The sequence below is a fragment of the Sphingomonas sp. genome, from assembly GCF_017304635.1.
GTDB lineage: Bacteria > Pseudomonadota > Alphaproteobacteria > Sphingomonadales > Sphingomonadaceae > Sphingomonas.
Map to the genome: position 1 here is coordinate 500,962 of NZ_JAFKMA010000001.1, position 19,252 is coordinate 520,213.

18 protein-coding genes are annotated in these 19,252 nt (G+C 65.8%); 11 read left to right on the top strand and 7 right to left on the bottom strand.

Annotated elements, in window-relative coordinates:
* Positions 1-111 precede the first annotated feature (111 nt).
* The 6 genes from J0I47_RS02515 to J0I47_RS02540 all read left to right on the top strand — a co-directional run bounded on the left by J0I47_RS02515 (position 112) and on the right by J0I47_RS02540 (position 8,835).
* Entirely contained in the window at positions 112-1,170 is a 1,059-nt protein-coding gene (locus J0I47_RS02515; RefSeq protein WP_294044862.1) for an alpha/beta hydrolase fold domain-containing protein, read from the top strand.
* Positions 1,171-1,325: 155 nt separating this feature from the next.
* Positions 1,326-3,677 (top strand): TonB-dependent receptor, encoded by a 2,352-nt coding sequence (locus tag J0I47_RS02520; RefSeq protein ID WP_294044863.1) that lies wholly within the window; start codon positions 1,326-1,328, stop codon positions 3,675-3,677.
* Positions 3,678-3,769: 92 nt separating this feature from the next.
* The gene (locus tag J0I47_RS02525) at positions 3,770-4,792 is read left to right on the top strand and encodes a substrate-binding domain-containing protein (RefSeq protein WP_294044864.1); all 1,023 of its coding nucleotides are present in this window, start codon (positions 3,770-3,772) and stop codon (positions 4,790-4,792) included.
* Between the two features lie 206 nt (positions 4,793-4,998).
* Entirely contained in the window at positions 4,999-6,531 is a 1,533-nt protein-coding gene (treF, locus tag J0I47_RS02530; RefSeq protein ID WP_294044865.1) for an alpha,alpha-trehalase TreF, read from the top strand.
* Entirely contained in the window at positions 6,528-7,553 is a 1,026-nt protein-coding gene (locus J0I47_RS02535; RefSeq protein WP_294044866.1) for an alpha/beta hydrolase fold domain-containing protein, read from the top strand. The genes treF and J0I47_RS02535 overlap by 4 nt, the downstream gene beginning before the upstream one ends.
* 10 nt (positions 7,554-7,563) lie before the next feature.
* Positions 7,564-8,835, top strand: coding sequence for an MFS transporter (locus J0I47_RS02540; RefSeq protein WP_294044867.1), 1,272 nt, complete (start codon positions 7,564-7,566; stop codon positions 8,833-8,835).
* Here J0I47_RS02540 and J0I47_RS02545 read toward each other — a convergent pair.
* The 4 genes from J0I47_RS02545 to J0I47_RS02560 form a co-directional block, all read right to left on the bottom strand.
* Positions 8,832-9,785 (bottom strand): Gfo/Idh/MocA family oxidoreductase, encoded by a 954-nt coding sequence (locus tag J0I47_RS02545; RefSeq protein WP_294044868.1) that lies wholly within the window; start codon positions 9,783-9,785, stop codon positions 8,832-8,834. The two genes, J0I47_RS02540 and J0I47_RS02545, sit on opposite strands and share 4 nt — an antisense overlap.
* A 19-nt stretch (positions 9,786-9,804) precedes the next feature.
* Positions 9,805-10,872 carry an MBL fold metallo-hydrolase gene (locus J0I47_RS02550; protein ID WP_294044869.1) on the bottom strand — a complete coding sequence of 356 codons (1,068 nt, stop codon included), beginning with the start codon at positions 10,870-10,872 and terminating at the stop codon, positions 9,805-9,807.
* A 66-nt stretch (positions 10,873-10,938) separates the two neighbouring features.
* Positions 10,939-13,833 carry a glycosyl hydrolase gene (locus J0I47_RS02555; RefSeq protein ID WP_294044870.1) on the bottom strand — a complete coding sequence of 965 codons (2,895 nt, stop codon included), beginning with the start codon at positions 13,831-13,833 and terminating at the stop codon, positions 10,939-10,941.
* Between the two features lie 18 nt (positions 13,834-13,851).
* A complete protein-coding gene (locus tag J0I47_RS02560) occupies positions 13,852-14,382 on the bottom strand; it encodes a cell division protein ZapA (protein WP_294044871.1) in 531 nt (176 codons plus the stop codon).
* Positions 14,383-14,392: 10 nt separating this feature from the next.
* Here J0I47_RS02560 and J0I47_RS02565 point away from each other — a divergent pair, with 10 nt between their 5' ends.
* Positions 14,393-14,554 (top strand): hypothetical protein, encoded by a 162-nt coding sequence (locus tag J0I47_RS02565; RefSeq protein WP_294044872.1) that lies wholly within the window; start codon positions 14,393-14,395, stop codon positions 14,552-14,554.
* A 95-nt stretch (positions 14,555-14,649) separates the two neighbouring features.
* Positions 14,650-14,814 (top strand): hypothetical protein, encoded by a 165-nt coding sequence (locus J0I47_RS02570; RefSeq protein ID WP_294044873.1) that lies wholly within the window; start codon positions 14,650-14,652, stop codon positions 14,812-14,814.
* 22 nt (positions 14,815-14,836) lie between these two features.
* Here J0I47_RS02570 and J0I47_RS02575 read toward each other — a convergent pair whose 3' ends face one another.
* Positions 14,837-16,129, bottom strand: coding sequence for an MFS transporter (locus J0I47_RS02575; RefSeq protein ID WP_294044874.1), 1,293 nt, complete (start codon positions 16,127-16,129; stop codon positions 14,837-14,839).
* A gap of 162 nt (positions 16,130-16,291) precedes the next feature.
* Here J0I47_RS02575 and pgsA point away from each other — a divergent pair, with 162 nt between their 5' ends.
* Genes pgsA through J0I47_RS02590 form a run of 3 tightly spaced genes read left to right on the top strand, consistent with a single transcriptional unit; the run spans position 16,292 to position 17,528 of the window.
* Entirely contained in the window at positions 16,292-16,843 is a 552-nt protein-coding gene (gene pgsA, locus J0I47_RS02580) for a CDP-diacylglycerol--glycerol-3-phosphate 3-phosphatidyltransferase (RefSeq protein ID WP_294044875.1), read from the top strand.
* Entirely contained in the window at positions 16,843-17,094 is a 252-nt protein-coding gene (gene moaD, locus J0I47_RS02585) for a molybdopterin converting factor subunit 1 (RefSeq protein ID WP_294044876.1), read from the top strand. The genes pgsA and moaD overlap by 1 nt, the downstream gene beginning before the upstream one ends.
* On the top strand, positions 17,091-17,528 hold the full coding sequence (locus J0I47_RS02590) for a molybdenum cofactor biosynthesis protein MoaE (protein ID WP_294044877.1): 438 nt from the start codon (positions 17,091-17,093) through the stop codon (positions 17,526-17,528). Before moaD ends, J0I47_RS02590 begins: the two co-directional genes overlap by 4 nt.
* Here J0I47_RS02590 and J0I47_RS02595 read toward each other — a convergent pair.
* Both J0I47_RS02595 and J0I47_RS02600 read right to left on the bottom strand, forming a co-directional pair.
* Positions 17,525-18,424 carry a hydrogen peroxide-inducible genes activator gene (locus J0I47_RS02595; protein ID WP_294044878.1) on the bottom strand — a complete coding sequence of 300 codons (900 nt, stop codon included), beginning with the start codon at positions 18,422-18,424 and terminating at the stop codon, positions 17,525-17,527. The genes J0I47_RS02590 and J0I47_RS02595 overlap by 4 nt on opposite strands.
* Positions 18,421-19,191: a sulfite exporter TauE/SafE family protein gene (locus J0I47_RS02600; protein WP_294044879.1), complete on the bottom strand. Its 771-nt coding sequence runs from the start codon at positions 19,189-19,191 to the stop codon at positions 18,421-18,423. Before J0I47_RS02600 ends, J0I47_RS02595 begins: the two co-directional genes overlap by 4 nt.
* Between the last annotated feature and the right edge of the window lie 61 nt (positions 19,192-19,252).

Genomic DNA, 19,252 nt, shown 5'->3' on the forward strand with positions numbered 1-19,252 from the left:
AGACCCTATTCACAGCTCCTCGAACCGATCCTCAGGCGGTTGTTATCGATATCAATTGCCGCTATCCCGGTCGTCGTCGCATGAATTGCGGCGAAGCAGCGGAGGGGGATCGTGAGCGTTAGGCGGAAACTGGCTGCTGGTGTTCTGGCGGTGCTGGCCTGTTTCGGAGGGACGCTGGCTGCGGGGCAGTCCGTGGGCTCGAAACCGGTCGTCGTGCCGAGTTTCGAATTACCCTATTCGAGCTTCAACCCGCCCGAGACCATCGCGCTGTTTGAGAAGATGCGGTCCCTGCCGAGGCTGCCCGCAAACGCGACGCCGGCCGACGCGCGCAAATTCTATGCCGTGGTCAATGAGGATCGCGTGCGTCGTATGCGGGCGATGTACGACGTGAAGGTCAGCGATGTGACGATCGGCGGCGTGCATGTCCAGCGTGTCGTGCCGACCGCCGGCGTCGCTGCGGCCAACAGGGGACGGTTATTAATCAATCTGCACGGCGGCGCTTTCATGTGGGGCGCGGACAGCGGTGCACTGGCCGAGGCGATCCCGATCGCCGCGGTCGGTCGGATCGAGGTGCTGACGGTCGATTACCGCATGGCGCCCGAATACAGGTTTCCAGCGGCGACCGAGGACGTCATCGCCGTCTACCAGCAACTTCTGACCAGATATTCGCCCAAGGCGATCGGCATCTATGGCTGCTCGGCGGGCGGCTTCCTGACGGCGCAGTCCGTCGCGTGGATGATCGACAAGAAGATTCCGGTGCCTGGCGCGATCGGGACATTCTGTGCTTCGCTGGTGGGGCTTGACGGCGATTCGGCCTATTTCGCGGTCGCCGCAACGGGCGTGGTGCCGAGTGCGGCGACCATGCTCGGTATTGGCTCGATGCCCTATTTCGCGGGCACGCGGGCCGACGATCCGCTGGTCGTTCCGGGGGTGTCGCCCGCGATCGTGGCGCGGTTCCCGCCGACCCTTCTGATTACGGGGACGCGAGATTTCGCGATGAGTTCGGTCATTCACAGTAATGAGTTGCTGCGTGCCCAGGCTGTCAAGACCGAGTTGCGTGTGTGGGACGGCATGCCGCACGCTTTCTTTGTCGATCCCGAAGCAGCCGAATCAAAGCAGGCCTACACGGCGATCGTCGAGTTTTTCGCAGCCACGCTTGCCGCCCGATAAGCATCGAAAAGCATCTCGCGTCGCCACCTGACACCAGATGATATCGATGTCAATTTTCTGTTGTTACCGATGTCAATGCGCCGTAATGAGCGATCAGCGCTCCGTTCGAAGGGCGTCGTAGCAACCGCCGCTGGTCGGCGTTCGGGAGAGGAAACATGTCGAATCGGATCACCGTTCTGCTCGTCACCGGATCGTGCTTGGCGATGACGACCGCGGTGAGCGCGCGCGCGCAGACCACGCCGGATCAGGCGACGTCCGCCGCCGACGGCGACGCGGATCAACAGGGCGGCGATATCATCGTCACCGCGCGCCGCGTGTCGGAAAGTCAGCAGAACGTCCCGATGTCGCTGACCGAGGTGACCGGCGCCGAATTGCGCGAAAGGGACGTGAATACGGTCACCGACCTGCAAAAGCTGGTGCCGTCGCTGACCGTCAACACCGGCCTCAGCCGCAACAACACCAGCTTCGCCATTCGCGGCCAGCGCGGTGGGTCGATGACCGCCGGGCTCGGCGGCGGTCCGTCGGTCGTACCGTATTTCGCGGAAGCGCCGGTCTATGCTTCCGGCCCCGGCCTGTTCTTCGACCTGCAGAACGTCCAGGTGCTCAACGGACCGCAGGGGACGCTGTTCGGCCAGAATACGACCGGTGGTGCGATCCTGTTCGAACCGGCGCGCCCGACAAACAAGGTCGAAGGCTATATGATGGGGACCTACGGCAGCTACAGCCGCCTCGACGTGGAAGGCGTCGTCAACATCCCGATCATCGCCGACAAATTACTGTTCCGCGGCGGCATCCAGCGCCAGACGCGCGACGGCTTCACGCACGACGTCGTGTCGAAGCGCGACTATGACAATCGCGATTCGACCGTCTATCGCGCCAGCCTGACCGCGCGACCGTTCGACTGGCTCGAGAACTACACGGTCGGATCGCTCTATGTGTCGAACGAGCAGGGGCCGGGCGTGGTCCTGCTCGCCGCGAACACGTCGAACCCCGCTCTCCTGCTCGGTCCCGCTATCGGTGCCGCGCTCAACACCCGGCGCGCGCTCGGACTGGATGTGCGTCACGTCATCCTCGACGCGCAGACTCGCGACCGGGTGCGCACCAGCTCGATCGTCAACCGCACGACGATCGATCTGGCCGGCAACCTGAAGCTCACCAATATCGTGAGTTACGGCCGCTATCAGACGGACAGCGCCCGCGACGACGACGGCACGCCGCTGCCGATCCAGAACTCGAACGGCTCCTACATTCCGGGGTCGTGGAACGTCGACATCCTGCAATTCACCGAGGAATTGCGGCTGACGGGCGATTTCGGTCCGCTCAACATCCAGACCGGCGGCTATTACGACCGCACCTCGCCGGGCGGGATCAACAGCTACACGCAGGAACTCCAGACGGTCGCGACGACCAACCAGACCAACGCGGAACTGCGTGGCAAGTCGCGCGCGCTGTTCGGGCAGGTCGGGTTCGACATGGGCAAGATCACGCCGGCGCTTCGGGGCCTCAACCTGACCGCGGGCTATCGCTATACCTGGAACGACTTCGCGGTCGGCATCGACCTGTTGGTCTATCCCGGCGTCATCTCGTTCCCGCCACCGACGCCCAAGCCCGGCGATCTGTGCCAGCTGCCGTTCGGTGCAGTCTATCCGAATTGCCATCTGTCCGCCGCGGGTTCGACCTCGGGCGATTCGTTCGCGTTCGGTGCCGACTACAAGGTCACCGACAAGGTCCTGGTCTTCGCGAACTACAAGAAGGGCTACAAGCCCGGCGGCATCAACCCGATCCTGATCGGGCTGGGCGGCACGGTCAATTCGATCGGCTTCCTGTTCAAGCCGGAAACGGTGAAGACGACCGAAGTCGGCATCAAGACCGAATGGGCGGCCGGCGGCGTGCGCGGACATTTCAATGCGACCGGCTACATCAACAAGTATAACGACATTCAGGCCAACGTCCCGCTGCTGATCGGCGCGCTGACGACCGGCGGCACGGGCAATGCCGCCAAGGCGACGATCCAGGGTGTCGAGCTGGAGGGCGACGTCCGGTTCGGCCGGTTGTTCGCGATCAATGCCGGCTATGCCTATACCGATGCGCATTACGATCGTTACGTGCTGCCGACGACACCGCCGACCGACCTGACCAGCCTGCCGTTCGTCTACACGCCGAAGAACCAGTTCAACGTCAGCGCCAACCTGACATTGCCGCTGCCGGAGTCGGTGGGCGAGATCAAGCTGAGCGGCAACTATGCGTGGAAGGGACGGACCTATGTCGGCGATACCGACCCGACCCAGCCGTTCAGCTATATCGACGCCTATGGCCTGCTCGGTGCGCGGATCGACTGGAACAACGTTCTCGACAACGGCCATGTCGACCTGTCGTTCTTCGCCACGAACCTGACCAACAAGACCTACCGCACCAACGTCATCCAGCAGTATAACGCGACCGGCTATTCCACTGCGATCTTCGGCGAGCCGCGCATGTACGGCATGTCGTTGCGCGCGCGGTTCTAGAAGGCGCGCTCGGCCGGTCGCGCGTCCACGATGCGCGGCCGGTGCCGGCATGCACTCTTGGCGGCGCGACGGATTTGGCTAGAACCTCCGGCATGACCGACCACGCATTGGCATCCGAACTTGGTGGACAGGGGCGCCGCATGACGATGGACGACCTGGCCGAACTTGCCGGCGTGTCCAAGATCACGGTGTCGCGCGCGTTGAAAGGCAGCGCATTGGTTCGCGCGCCGGTGCGTGAGCAAATCCAGCAATTGGCGCGCAAGCACGGCTATCGACTTAACACCGCGGCGCGCAACCTCCGGCTGCGGCGCCACCACAGCATCACCGTCGTGATAAACATGATCCCGACCGCCGACCGGACGATGTCCGACCCGATTTTCCTTGGGCTCGTCGGCGGCCTGCTGCAATGCCTGACCTCGGCGAATTATCGGCTGGTCCTCACCACCGCCGAACAGTTGCTTGCGTCGGGCAACCATGATTCGGACGGGATCATCTTCCTGGGGCAGGGAACCGACGATGCCTTGCTCCGTCAGGTGAGCGAGATGGGGTTGCCGTTCGTTGTCTGGGGCGCGCGCCGCGCACGGGACGGCGACTGGTTGACGATCGGCAGCGATAATCGATGCGGGGGCATGCTGATCGGCCAGCATCTGGCGAGTCTCGGTCGGCGGGACGTCCTGTTCCTCGGGGACGAGGCGCATCAGGAGGTCGCCGATCGTCTGGTCGGCCTCGAGAACGGCTTGGGCGATGCGACGACGATTACGACGCGCGAGTGCGAGTTCGGGATGCTGGCAGGACGCGCGGCCGCCGATGCGGCGATCGAGGCGGGTTGGCACGGCGATGCGATCGTCGGGGCGAGCGACATGATCGCGCTCGGCGCGACGGATGCGCTCAGGGCCCGTGGGGTTGCGGTGCCAGGGGACGTGGCGGTGGTCGGGTACGATGGCATTCACGCGGCGGCGAACGCCGCGGTACCGCTGACGACGGTACGGCAGGATTGGGAGCGGGCCGGGGCATTGCTCGGCGAGACGATGCTCGCCTGGGTCGAGGGGGCGCCGCCGCCGCCCGACCCATTGCCGGTCGAACTGATCGTCCGCGCGTCCACCAGACAGGACTGACCGCGAATATTGCCATCGGGCGCAATATGATTTGCTTTTGATATCGATGTCATCCAGAGTATCCGGACACGTCGGCGCCGGTAAATCGGCAGCGTTCTGAGCGGGCTACGCAAGTGTGCGCGGGCTGGAGGGGAATCGAATTTGCGTTGCACGCCGCCTGTTGCCGATCGTTTGACCACCATCGTTCGCTGCATGGGTGAAGCGCGATGAACGATCGGTCGCCGTTGCCGCTGGACGCATCTCCGCCGGGGCCGGACGAATTGTTCGGTGACCTGTTCGTGAAGGTGCAGACGCGTCGGTTGTTCGCCGATGGCAAGACGTTTCCCGATATGGAGCCACGCCGGGATCCCGCCAGCATCATGACGGCGTGGCAGGCGGAGCGACCCGACACCGAAGACGCGATCCGCTCGTTCGTCATGGCGCACTTCGCGTCGCCGCCGCCGCCCCGGCTCGATCCGCCGGACCATCAGGCGACGATCGGCGATCACATCGCGGCCTTGTGGGACGATCTCGTCGTTACCGGTCAGGCGCGGGGCCCGTGGTCGTCGGCGCTTGCGCTGCCATCGCCCTACGTCATTCCCGGCGGGCGTTTTCGCGAGATTTATTACTGGGACAGCTATTTCACGATGCTGGGGCTGGCGATCGACGGGCGCGACGCGCTGGTCGAATCGATGCTCGACAATTTCGTGTCGCTGATCGAGCGGTTCGGGCATATTCCCAACGGTACGCGATCCTATTTTCTGTCGCGGTCGCAACCACCATTCCTCGCGCTGATGACCGACTTGTCGCGCGATCCGGCGCCCGACGTCCATCGCCGACGGCTGGCCGCGTTGCGCCGCGAACATGCTTACTGGATGGCCGGCGAAACGGCCCTGACCGCGTCCGGCTCAGCCGCGCATGTCGTGAGATTGCCCTGCGGTACGATCCTGAATCGCTATTGGGATGCGTCGGACACGCCACGGCCGGAATCGTACGCCGAGGACGTGGCGGTCGCCGCCGACGTTCGGCGTCCGAGCGGCGAGGTGTATCGCGATCTCCGCGCCGCGGCGGAAAGCGGGTGGGATTTCAGTTCGCGCTGGCTGCGCGACCCCGCTGACCTCGGGTCCATCGAGACGACCGCGATCGTGCCGATCGACCTCAACTGCCTCCTCTATCTGAGCGAACGGCACATCGCCGCCGAATGCGATGCGCTGGGCGATGCCCAAGGGGCGGCCACGTTCACGGCGCGCGCCGATCGACGTGCTGCCGCGATCGAACGCTATTGCTGGATCGAAAACGAGGGACGCTTCGGCGACTGGCATTGGATCGATGCTCGACCGGTCGCGGGCGCCACTGCGGCTACGCTGTACCCGCTGTTCGCCGGCATCGCGACTGGCGATCAAGCCGCAGCGACCGCGACTATGGTGGAGCGTGACCTGCTCGCGCCGGGCGGGCTGCGCACCACGACGGTCGTGACGACGCAGCAATGGGATCGGCCCAACGGCTGGGCTCCACTGCAATGGATCGCGGTGGCGGGGCTGCGGCGCTACGGCCATGACGAACTGGCGGACATGATCGCCGACCGCTGGCTGGCGACGGTCGAGGGATTTTACGACGAGACCGGCGCGCTGTTCGAAAAATACGACATCGAACATGGCCGCCCGGCGGGAGGCGGCGAATATCCCAACCAGCAGGGGTTCGGCTGGACCAACGGCGTGGTCAAGGCGCTGATCGACGATCGAGCGAAGAGGAGAGGATGATGGCCGATGCTTGGATGCCGCGCTGGGCGCTCGTGCTGCCGCTGATCGCGATGTCGGGCTATGCCGCGGCGCAATCGACCTCGACGGCGCCGGTACCGACACCGACTGCGCCGCCGACGATGCAGCCTTTGCCTCCGACCTTGTCCGATCAGGCGCGTAGCGTGCTGATGAGCGGCAGTACCGACAACCCGAACAAGATGCCGTCGATCGCCGAGCAGCGTAAATTCATCGACCAGTACCAGCAGACGTTCGGGGCGCTGCAGCGCAAGAAATATGCGGTCGACATCGCCGAAAGCACGATCGCCGGGGTCAAGGTCCGCCTCATCCGCAAGGCGGGGACGCCGACCACGTCCAAGCGCGTGTTCCTGAACCTGCACGGCGGCGGGTTCATCACCGACTCTGGCTCGCTGACCGAGAATATTCCTATCGCCGCGCTGACCGGTGTTCCGGTGGTCGCGGTATTGTATCGTCAGGCGCCGGAAAACCCCTTTCCGGCGCAAGTCGACGACGCGCTCGCTGTCTATCGCGAACTGCTCAGGACGCATGCGGCGAAGGATATCGGCGTCTACGGTACGTCCGCCGGCGCGATCCTGGGGCCCGAACTGATGATGCGGATCCGCGCCGAGAAGCTGCCGATGCCGGCTGTGCTCGGCGTCTTCTCGGGCGATCTCGATTTCTCCCGGCGCGGGGACTCGATCACGGCAAGCAAGACCAACGAATCCATGGCGGGCCTGCTCAATACTTTTTATCTGAAGGGCCATCCCGCCACCGACCCGCTGGCGTCGCCGATCCTGGGCGATCTGAAGAGCTTTCCGCCGACGATGTGCATGACCAGCTCGCGCGATCTGCTCCAGTCGGGAACAGCGAATTTCTGCCTCGCGCTGGAGGAAGCCGGCGTCGAGAACAGATTGGTGTCGTTCGACGGCCTGCCGCACGCCTTCTGGGCATATATCGACGCGCCCGAATCCGACGGCGCGTTCGCCATCCAGGCTCGTTTTCTGTCGAGTCATCTCGGCAGATAGGGCACCCGCGATGGACCGCCGCCACTTGCCGATCGTCGGCGCGATCACGCTGACGTTCTTCCTGTTCGCCATCCTGATGAACAGCGTCGGGGCGGTGATCCTGCAATCGGTGCTGACGTTTCAGGTGCCGAAAACGCAGGCGGCGCTGTTGGAGGGGTGCAAGGATCTGTCGGCGGCGGGCGCCTCGTTCGTCGTCGTCCTGCTTCTCGCGCGGCTGGGCTATCGGCGCGGCACGGCGCTTGGACTGCTCGCGGTCGCCGCGGCGTGCTTTGCGGTGCCGCTGACACCGGCATTCTGGCTGCTGGAATTGCAGTTCGTGGTCGTCGGCGCGGCATTCGCGATCGCCAAGACCTCGGCCTATGTCATCGTCGGGTTGATTACCGTCGACCGCAAGCAGCATGCCAGCATGACCTCGGCGCTGGAAGGCGTCTTCATGATCGGCGTGCTGTCGAGCTACTGGCTGTTCAGCGCGTTCATCGACCCGTTCGATCCGGCGCGACCGACCTGGCTCGGCGTCTATTGGGTGCTCGGGGTGGCGTCGCTGATCGTCGCGGCGGCGATCGCGCTCGCGCCGCTCGACGAGCGGCTGGCGGCGAGCGAAGCCGAAAGCGCGGGCGAACAATGGCTGTGGATGCCGCGGCTGCTCGCCAGACCGTTCGTCATCGCCTTCATCGTCTGCGCGTTCATCGACGTGCTGGTCGAACAGAGCATCGGCAGCTGGCTACCAACCTTCAATCGCGAAGTCATGAACTTGCCCGCGGCTCTTGCGGTGCAACTCGCCAGCCTGTGGGCGATGGGTCTGGCGGTCGGGCGGCTGGTGGCGGGGCTGACGCTGCGGCGCGTGCCCTGGGTCTGGGTTACGGGGGTCGGCATGGCGCTCTCAGTCACGATCCTGGCCGTGGTCGTGCCGTTGACGCAACCGAGCGTGGCGGGGCTGCGTTTCGGGTGGCTCGATCTGCCGCCCGCGGCGTTCGCGGTGCCGGTGGTCGGCCTGTTGCTCGCGCCGATCTATCCCGCCTTGTGTTCGTCGGTGCTGAGCGGCTTGCCGCAGAACCGACATGCGGCGATGACCGGGCTGATTCTCATTTCGTCGGCGCTGGGCGGGACGATCGGATCGTTCATCACGGGGCACATTTTCGCCGCGCTGAGCGGCAAGGCGGCATTTCTGGCGATCCTGCCCCCGCTTGCGCTGCTGATGGTCGCGACGATCGTGTTCGACCGGATGCTGCGTCGTACCGAACCGCCGTCGATCGAGCCGGTATCGCCCGACCTCGTCGGCTAACCCCGCGCCATCGCGCGGCAGGCGTCGATCGCCACCATATTGGCAATCGCATCGACGCCGCCCGTCACTGGCGTCGCATCGCCCCGCAGTACCCGCACGATGTGATCGAGTTGGGCGTCATAGGTCGTCGGCTCGGTGGCGGCGACCTTCACCCGACGACTTGCCGCTGTCTCGATGACGATTTCCCCGCCATGATGCGGCGCCACGAAATGCCGAAAATGGATCGAGCCATCGCGCCCGCTGAGTTCCAGCCAGCATTCGGGGCCACTGGTCATCGAACAGTTTACCGTCGCCGGCACACCGCGAAAATCGAGCGCGGCGGACAGCCTGGCGTCGACGCCGCGGCGAAATTCGCCATGCGCCGCGACGACGTCCGGCTCGCCCTGAAGCAGGGAGCGAAGCGCGTGGACCCCATAGCACCCGAGATCCATCATCGCGCCGCCACCCAACCGGGGATCCCAGCGGAGTTGATCCGGGCGGTCCGCAATCGCCACGTTGAACGTTGCGATGGCGCTGGACACCGGCCCGATCGTGCCGTCCGCGACCAGATCGATGGCGTGCTGGAACAATGGGTGGAAGCGATAGTGAAACGCCTCGATCACCGGCAACCCGGCTTCATCCGCCATCGCGGCAATCGTCCGGGCGTCATCGGCATCCATCGCAAACGGCTTTTCGAGCAATACCGGCTTGCCGGCATCGAGGGCCAGCCGGACAGCATCGACATGCGCCGCCGGGGGCAAGGCGCAATAGACCAGATCGACATCATCGCGCGCGACCAGTGCGGCATAATCCACCGACACCGCCGGAATGCCATGATCGACCGTATACCCCCGCGCCCGGTCGGGATCGCGCGCGGCAACGGCCGTCACCGTGATGTCGTCGCGCTTAGCGGCGGGTTTGATGACTGCATTCGGCGCGATCGCCGACGCGCCCAGCAAGCCGATTCTCATGCTTGGCGGTCTAGCTCGATCAGGGCCGCCCGAACATCAGGCGGCGATAATTGTCCGTCGCGAACGGAAGCGCCTGTACCTGGGTGTTGTCCGCCACGTTCAGCTCGACCTGCTGATATCCCTTGAGCACGTCCATATACGCGCGGTCGAGCACCATGGTGCCATGTCCCGGAAGCAGCACATCCCAGCGCACCGTGGTTGGCCAGAAACCGTAAAAGGCCAATTTGCGCAGCGACGCGAGATACGCGCTCGCATCGGAAAAGGTCGGCGGGTTGGCTCCCAGCCGATAGTCGAACAGGATCGTGTCGCCGCCGAACAGGACGTTCTTGTCGCCGATCTTCAACCAGTAGCAGGTCGATCCGGGCGTGTGGCCCGGCACCTTGATCGCCACGAACGTCTTGTTGCCGAGCTTCAACTCTTCGCCGTCATCAACCGGCCAATCGACCTTCAGCGTCGGATACTCGCCCTTTGTCAGTGCCGGAAACGCCCATTTGCCGGTGTACAGCGTCCCCTTTTCGACCGCCGGCACGTCGTCACGCCCCACCAGGATCTTCGCGCCCATCTTCTGGAAGGCCGCGTCGGCCATCGAATGATCGAAATGCGCGTGGGTGTTGATGACCCATTTGACCCGGCTGGCCGAAAACCCGAGCATCTCGATATTCTTGACGATCGCCAGCACGTTCATCGTGAGACCCGGATCGACCAGTACCAACCCGTCCGCGCCGGCATCGATCAGGTAGACCAGATTGGGCTCGCTGTTGACCAGATAGACGTCGGTCATGATCCGCGCCGGTAGCGGCAGGAGCGCGGGAATCGGCGGGGTATCGAGTTTGTAGCGCTTTAACGCGTCGCCGATCGCGAATTCGCTCGGCCACGGTTCCGCGATCGGCAGCCGTTTCGCGAGTTCCCGGCGTTGCCATGTGTAGCGATCGTAGATGACCGTCTGACCTTCTTCGGTGGTCTGCGTGGTAAGTGTTGGGATGTCCTTCGCGACCGCGGACGGCGGCGCACCCTGATCCCCGTTGGCCGCCGCACCCGTCGTCAATGCCGCCATGGCGGAGATTGCCAGGACCAGTGATCTACGCATTCGGCCGTCCTCCCGATCGTATTGCCGCCACGACTATGGCAGATGATGACATCGATACCACCCAATTCAATCTTCGCGAACGAGGCGAAGCGGACCGTGCAGTCCGGTCGGCAGCGGTGCCGCCCGCACCACCGGAAATCCGGGTATGGTCCAGTCATGCTGGATCATCGCGTTGCGGGGGGTATTCCGGACGGTGATGACGAGTTGATTCTCGCCCGGACGGAGCATGCCCGTGACGTTCCAGCGATACGGGCGGAAGAGGCGGACGGACAAAGGCTGACCGTTCAGCGACCCCTCCGCCACGTCGAAGACCGCGCCCAGATTTAGAAAGAGGCGCCGCGCGGTCGCCGTTGCGCGGTCGACCGAAAAGGACGCGTGATAGGCGATCGTGCCGGAGAAGTGCCGAAACCGTGGATCATCGGCCAGGTCAACCAGTCGCGGGAGGGTCAGCTGGAAGCTCACCTGCTTGTCCGGGGCCACCAGACCTGTCGCGCTAACGTTCCAGCTTCGCGGCATCAACGGCACCTCTTCGCCACGCGACGTAGCGACCGGATCTCGCGCCATGGCGGGAGCGCCGGCCCCGAAGGCGAGCAGGGAGGATCCGAACGGCTCCAGGCCGATCGTCACCTCCCATGCGTCGCCGACGCGAACGTGAAGAGGTGTCGTGGCGGTGCCCGTCCACGCGTCGAGCAGCGCGGGCGGGCCGTCCGCTCGGACGCGGCACGTCACATCGATGTGCGTGTCGCCGGTGTTGCGCAGGAAGTAGCAGTCGCGCCCCGCAATACGGCGGTGGACGAATGGGACGCCTGGTCCTGCGAAGTGCAGGTTCGGCGGAACCGCCAAATCTGCAAGCGCCGCCGCTACCGCACCGGGCGTCGCGACGAACCGACAATTGGGCTTTGCGCGCAGGTCCGCCATCGCCTCGCGGATGCGGATTGAGCGCACCTCGTGATCGCGATAGCCGATCGCTTCATCCGGCGGCGTGCCGACGAACACGATCGGCACGCCGGCATCGCCCAGCCGTCGGACGGTCTGCGCGAGCGTCTCGGAAGTCCGGTGCTGGTCGACCAGCACGAGCGCCGCGAAGTCGGCGCCGCCACGTGACCGGAAGCCGCGGCCGGCGGTGATCGCCGCGACGAGCGACGCCTCGTTGATATGGTCGAAATCGAAGCCGTTCGCGAGCAGCGCCGCGTTCACCGCCGGCTCCGGATCCGGCGGCAGGAATTCCTGGTAAGGCAAAGCAGCCTGATAGAGCGCGACGGGTGCGACTCGCTCGCCTTGCTGCATCACATATTGGACGCGGGCGATGTAACGGTTGATGAGGGGCAAGTCCCGCCAGAACGGATTGGCGGCATTCCAGGCGTCCGAGAAAAGCACCCCGAACGGCAACCAGCGCGGGCCGACCGCGAACGGATTCTTGGGCTGCGCGGGATGGTCGTAGAGATACCCGTGATACAGGATCTGGTTCACGCCTGCCGTGAACAGTTCGTCGGCGGTGCGCTTGATCTTCTCCGGCGTGGTTTCGAAGGCCTGGCCGGCCCAGACGAAGCTTTCCGAGGAGACGAGGCGGCGGCCCGCCAGGCGCGCCGCCGAAGACGCCATCTTCAGAAAATCGAAGCGGCCATGATCCCAGAGCGTCTCGGTCTCGGGTATGTCGGCCAGCCCGTAGGCCGCAATCAGGTCGACCGGCGCACCATGCGCCTGCACCTTGGCCCTGACGCCATGCGCGTGGGCCCATTGGGCGAACGGCTCGAAAAAGTTCTCGAGCATCAGCGCCGAAACCGTATCCCAATAATCGTGCCGGACGCGTTCGGCATCGACGCCGTCGAACTCGGGCAGGCCGTGAAAGCCCTGATTGGCGACGCCGCGGCCGGGCTGGCGCAGGATGGGCAGCCAAGGGGTCAGATCGTAGCCGGCGCGGGCCCGGAACGCTTCGAGAAAGTCGCCGCTCCAATAGAGTTCCGGGTGAAGCTCCAGGCTGTCGCAGAAGATCGCGCGGACTATCTTACCGAAATTCGATCCGAACGCGGCGCGCGCTTTGTCGCCGATCGCCGCGGCATAGGTTGCGAAGGCGGCCTTGCTGAAATGGTTGAGGATCAGCTTGGGCCCGATCGTCGCGGTCCCGCCGGTGCGCTCGCCGCATGCGAACTGCTTGAATACGAAGATTTGCCATTCCCCGTCTGGAACGGCCCAGTCGAGCGTCCCGTCGGCGCGGATCTTGTCGGTAAGGACCACCGCCGACTCGACGTCCAGCTTGCCTGGCGTCAGGACGCGGCTGCTCGCCGGACCGTGGTCCGGATCGAGCCTGGGCTCACTGCCGCACACGGCCACGACCGCGATCAGCCGTTCTCGCGCGGCAAGACGGTCGTGCCAGCCCGGCGGCAACGTTTCGTTGGTCCAGGGTGCGAGCATCGCTGCGGTCGCCTGCGGAAGGCTGAGCTTGCCGGCCGTGGCGAGCGGGCCGCGTAGCGAGGTCCGCGCTTGCTTTAGTTCGAGCAGCGCCAGTTCGGGCGTAACGTCCGCGATGCCGCCGAACGGCCATCCGGAGCCGAAAGTATAATCGAGTTGCATGTCACGCGCAGCGGCGATCGCGCCAGCGTCGCTGAGATGCGCCGCATATTCAGGAGAGCCATAACCGAACACGCGTGCGCCGGCCTCGCCATCGGCGCCGAGCATGAAGCTGAACGGCTGGATTTCGGCACCCGCAAACCCCGCGTCGGCCATCGCGCCGAGATCGCGGACCAGACCTGCATGATCCACATCGGTACCAGGCCACCACCAGCGAGCCCAGGGTCCAAATCGACGGGGAGGGTTGCTGAACTGGTCCAGGAAGCGGGAACGGGCGGGCGATCGAGTTAGCGCGGCGCTAGTGTGAGCCGCGGCGGAGATCGCGGCCAGGCCAGTCGTCACGAGTAGATCGCGCCTGGTGACGGATACATTTCCCCCCAATCGCGAACGCATCCCCGACCACTCCGTCGATCATTGTTCCGTCCGAAATGATATCGATGTCATTGAAAAAGTCAACGGGCGGACGTGCCAGTGCAATGTCATCGCAAGACGGATGGGGAGGGCGCTGCCGCCCACAACACCGCCGGCCCAGGGAACGCGGACGTCTCGGGGTGACGCGAAGGCTGCTGAGCGCAACGACGCGCTCGGCCCGCCGCCAGTCGCGGGGCGGTGTTCGGCCGCATACAGGCTGTCGGCCAGCATCAGCGCGACCAGCAGCATCGTCCGTTCGGCGTTGAGCCCGCCCGACGCGCGATTGGCCGGCGCCCAGCGCTGGTCGAGCATCTCGCCAGCGCTCCACGCCTGTTGCGTCTGGCGAGGCTCGAACCCGCAATGCGCGATGCCGCGGACATCGAGCCCCGGTATCGTCACATACTCGGTCGGAACCGTGTAGGCGACGATGCGGCTACCGTTGCCGGCCGCCTTCATCTTCGCGACCAGTGCGTCCTGCTGGTCGTGAGAGACCAGCGAATCCTGCGCATTATGGATCGTTACCAGCGGCACCGGGGACGACGTGGCCGAAGCCGCCGCTCACGTCGCGGTCAACGACGCCAAGGTCGCGCTCGGCGAGCGTGGGGCGGTGTGGTGGGACGATGGCGCGCCCGACTACAATCGCCATCTCGCGCGGACGACACCCTATGCCGGCTGGTATCGGGCGCTGACGCAAGCCGGTTAACCGTTAACGCCAAGCATGCGGCGTCTCGATTGCGGACGGTGGTTAACCCTTCTTTACGATAGCCATGATCGTGAACGGCGCGTTAACTTCGCGCCATGAATGACGCATTCGCCCTCCGCCCGCGTGGCCGCAGCCACCACTTCCGCCACCGCCTCGCGCTGCGGACCGAACTGGCGCGGACCGACGACGACCATGACTGGAAGCTGTTCCTGCTGAGCTTCGCGGCGTTCTTCGTCTGCTTCTACACGTTCATCGCCTGAACGGGCGCGCCGCGCCGGCGGCCTAGTCGCAGGCGCGGTGAAGCTTCTGGGCGATCCAGGCCGCGACCGGGCACATCGCCGCGACGAGGTAGAGCATCGTGGTCGACCCGACGCCCGCATGCGCGAGTAGGAACACGACCGCCGATCCGACCGCCATCGCCGCCGAGTTGACGGCATTGTTCGCCGCCACCGTCCGCGCCGTCTCGTCCTTGGTCACCGTCGTCGTCAGGAACGCGTAGAGCGGGACGACGAACATCCCGCCGAACACCGCGATCCCGATCAGCGAGGCGATCACCGCCCAAGCGTGCGGGATCGCCAGGAACTCCCAACTGTCGTAGAGATGCCCCGGCGTCGCCGCCGGCCAAGTGCGGCACAGCAACGCGAACACGATCACGAACCCGCCCATGATGAGCACCGTCGCCGGTCCGTATTTGGCCGACGTGTGCCCGCGCAGCAGCGAGTTGATCGCGACCGATCCGATCGCGATGCCGATCGAGAACAACGCCGTCAGCACCGTCGCGACATGCGGGTCCGCGGTCAGCACGTTCTTGGTCAGTGGGGTGAAGATCACGATCAACACGATCCCCATCGTCCAGAAGAAGCTGATCGCGCAGATCGCCAGGAACAATCGGGGCACGTGCAGCGTGCCGGAGATCAGCCGCCACGACGACGTGAAGGGGTTGTAGTTGATCTTGAGTTCCGGCCCCTGGCGCGGCGCCGGCGGCACGCGGCGCGCGGCGACCCAGCCGGCGGCGGCGATGACGAGCGTGCCGATCACGGCATAGTCGATCGTCAGGAAGCCGGCCACGACGGTGCCGGCCAGGATCGCGATATAGGTCGCCGATTCGACCAGCCCGGTGCCGCCCAGCACCTCGTCCTCCTTCAGATGCTGCGGCAGGATCGCGTATTTGATCGGCCCGAAGAAGGTCGAGTGCACGCCGAGCGCCGCCACCGCGCTCAGCATCAGGGCCATCGCGATCTGGTAGTGCGCACCGTGCCGCGCGAGCAGCAGTCCGGCTCCGCCGACCAGCATGATACCGATTTCCGCCGTCTTGACGATGCGAATGATCTTCGCCTTGTCGTGGGCGTCGGCGAGCTGCCCGGCCAGCGCCGACAGCAGCACGAACGGCACGATGCTGAACACGCTGGCGAGCCCGTTGAAACTCTGCTCCGCCGCCGGATCGTTGTAGATCTGGTACACGACGACGAGCACCATCGCCTGCTTGAACAGATTGTCGTTGAAGGCGCCGAGAAACTGCGTGACGAACAGGGGCAGGAACTGGCGCTGCTTCATCAGACCCAGCGCATTATTCATGATTCGCGGAAGCCGCCTCGTATCGTCGTACCAGCCCGTGCCTTAGCCGAGGCGCACCGCCGGGGACAATGGTTGTTCGGGGCCGTGCGGTGCCGTTCGGAAAAGCCGGGTTTGCCGCGCCGCCCCTTTTCGTCGGTGCGCGAGCGGTGCTAGGGCAGGGCGATGTGGACGCTGCCTAACCTCCTGACATTGTCGCGGATCGTCGGCGTGCCGGTGCTGGTCGCGTTGCTGTGGTGGCCGAACTGGGCGGCGGGGTATCTGATCGGGTTCGCGCTCTATGCGCTGATCGCGATCACCGATTACCTCGACGGCTATCTGGCGCGCGCGCAGGGGACGGTGTCGAAGCTCGGCGTGTTCCTCGATCCGATCGCCGACAAGATCATGGTCGCGGCGGTCGTCCTGATGCTGGTCGCCAACCACGATATCGGCGGCTGGCACCTGATCGCGGCGATGATAATCCTGTTGCGCGAGATCATGGTGTCGGGCCTGCGCGAGTTTCTGGGCGGGATCCAGGTGTCGGTGCCGGTGTCGAAGCTGGCGAAATGGAAGACGACGCTGCAACTGGTGGCGCTCGGCGCGCTGATCCTGGGCGGCGGGGTGCCGCACTGGCCGTGGGTGCACAGCGTCGGGCTGGCGGCGTTGTGGGGCGCGGCGGTGCTGACGCTCGTCACCGGCTGGGACTATCTCCGCGTCGGCCTGAAGCACATGGATTGATGCAGATCCTGTATTTCGCCTGGGTGCGGGAGCGGATCGGCGTGGGGCAGGAGGTGGCGGCACCGCCGGCCGACGTCGTGACCGTTGCCGACCTGATCGACTGGCTGGCGGCGCGGGGCGGGGGCCATGCCGAGGCGCTGGCCGAGCCGGCGAAGCTGCGCGCGGCGGTCGACCAGGCGTTCGTCGCGCTCGACGCGCCGATCGCCGGCGCGCGCGAGGTGGCGATCTTTCCGCCGGTGACGGGCGGATGATCCGCGTCGTCGTGACCGGCGAGGCGATCGATATCGCGGCCGAACTCGCGTCGCTGGAGACGACGGGCGGCGGCGCGGTGGCGAGCTTCACCGGGCTGGTGCGTGACGACGGCGGGGTCGCGGAGCTGTTCCTCGAACATTATCCGGGCGCGACCGAAGCGGCGCTGGCGCGATTGGCCGAGGAAGCGGTCGTGCGCTGGTCGCTCATGGGTGCGACCGTCGTCCACCGGGTCGGCGGCATGGCGCCGGGCGAGCGGATCGTGTTCGTCGGCACCGCCGCCCCGCATCGCGCGGCGGCCCTGGAGGCGTGCAGCTTCCTGATCGACCGCCTGAAGACCGACGCGCCGTTCTGGAAGCGCGAGACGCGCGGCGATGCCGCGAGCTGGGTCGGCGAGCGCGGCAGCGATCACACCGCCGCCGGTCGCTGGCGCTAACCCGCCGCCTGCATCACCTCCGCCAGCAACCGGAAGTCGCGTTCGCGGGGCGAGGCGCGGCGCCAGACCAAAGCGATCGTCCGCATCGCATGATCGGCGGCCAGCGGGCGGGCGGCGACGCTGGTATGGTCGAGAATGCCCGCCTCGACCGCCATTTCGGGCAGCATCGTGACGCCGAGGCCGTTGTCGACCATCTGGACGATCGTGTGGAGCGAGGTGCCGAGCATCATCGCCTGCGCGCCGAGTTCGGGCCGGTTGCATGCAGCCAGCGCATGGTCCTTCAGGCAATGCCCGTCCTCGAGCAGCAGCAGCCGCGTCTCGTCGATGTCGGTCGCGGCGATCGCCGGCGGCGGCTCGGGCAGTTCGGCTTGGGGAAAGGCGACGAACAGGCGGTCGTCGAACAGCGGTGCCGCGGTCACCTCGCCGCAGGCATAGGGCAGCGCCAGCAGCACGCAGTCGGTACGGCCGTTGTGCAGCCCCTCGCACGCCATCGCGGTGGTTTCCTCGCGCAGGAACAGCTTGAGGTCGGGATAGTCGCGGCGCAGCGCCGGCAGGAAGCGGGGCAGCATGAACGGCGCGATCGTCGGGATGACGCTCATCCGCATCTCACCCGACAAGGGACGTCCGGCGGCGCGCGCCATGTCGCCCAGTTCCTCCGCCTCGCGCAGCACGCGCCGCGCCTTGTCGACGATGCGATCGCCGAGCGGGGTGAAGCGCACGACGCGCCGCGTGCGCTCGACCAGCGTCACGCCGATCAGCGTCTCGAGCTCGCGCAACCCCGCCGACAGGGTCGATTGCGTGACGAAGCACGCCTCCGCCGCGCGGCCGAAATGGCCGTGATCCTTCAGCGCGACGAGATATTGCAACTGCTTGAGCGTCGGCAGGTAGGTGCTCATTTCGATAGTACCTGCCAGATCGAGAAGGCGCTGGTCAGCGTCAGCACGGTGCCGACGATCGCCATCAGCCCCCGCGCCGGCACGCGCTTCGCCAGCAGTCCGCCGATCGGGGCCGCGACCAGCCCGCCGATCAGCACCCCCAGCGTCTGAAGCGTGAACGCGGCGAACCCCAGGCTGAGGATGAACGCGGCGGAGATGGTCGTCGTCAGGAAGAACTCGCTGGTGTTGACCGTGCCGATCGTCTGGCGCGGGGCGGATCCCTGGACCAGCAGGTTGCTCGTCACCACCGGTCCCCAGCCGCCACCGCCCGCCGCGTCGAGGAACCCGCCGACCAGCCCGAGCGGCTCGATCACCTTCGGCTCGCGGGGTTCGACTCGCCCGCGCCACGCGCGATAGAGCAGATACAGGCCGATGATGCTGAGATACGCCATCACGAACGGCCGCGCGACCGCGGCGTCGATGTGCGACAGGACATAGGCGCCGATCGCCCCGCCGATCATGCCGGGGATCACCAACCGCGCGAACAGCCGCCAGTCGACGTTGCGGTGGACGACATGGCTGACGCCCGACGCGGCGGTGGTGAAGGTCTCGACCGCATGGACGCTGGCCGAGGCGAGGGCGGGGGGCATGCCCACCACGGTCACCAGCAGCGTCGAGTTGATGAGCCCGAACGCCATGCCCAGCGCCCCGTCGACCAGTTGCGCGGCAAAGCCGATCGCGATGAACGGCAGCATCGCCTCGATCGTTTCCACCGACAGATCGATCATCGCGCATTCGCTCCGGTTGGGCCGGGCGTCCGATCAAGACCGTCCGGTTTTCGGGCGATGC